Origin of the sequence: Burkholderia sp. SIMBA_051 (assembly GCF_046534915.1) — a bacterium.
Classification (GTDB): domain Bacteria; phylum Pseudomonadota; class Gammaproteobacteria; order Burkholderiales; family Burkholderiaceae; genus Burkholderia; species Burkholderia ambifaria.
The window spans coordinates 1-238 of the sequence record NZ_JAWRXS010000855.1 but is presented as its reverse complement, the minus strand read 5'-3'; the positions used below and the strand labels follow the sequence as shown (position 1 = coordinate 238).

General features: G+C 63.4%; 1 protein-coding gene. It reads left to right on the top strand.

Translation table 11 applies throughout. The features are described 5' to 3' along the window. Window positions 1-238: polysaccharide deacetylase family protein (locus SB771_RS36870; RefSeq protein WP_410722269.1), on the top strand; the 238-nt coding region annotated here is incomplete at both ends.

Below are 238 nucleotides of genomic sequence, written 5' to 3'. Positions count from 1 at the left end.
CTCTCCGAGATCGTCGGCGCGGCTGCGTATCCCTCGCGTCATATGAGCATGGAGTCGATCTACGAATACGGCTCGCGCGCGGGCGTCTGGCGCATCCTGCGCGAGTTCGAGAAGCGCGGTCTGCCGCTGACCGTGTTCGGCGTGGGCATGGCGATCGAGCGTTATCCCGACGTCGCGCGCGCATTCGTTGAACTGGGTCACGAGATCGCGTGCCACGGTTATCGCTGGATTCACTATC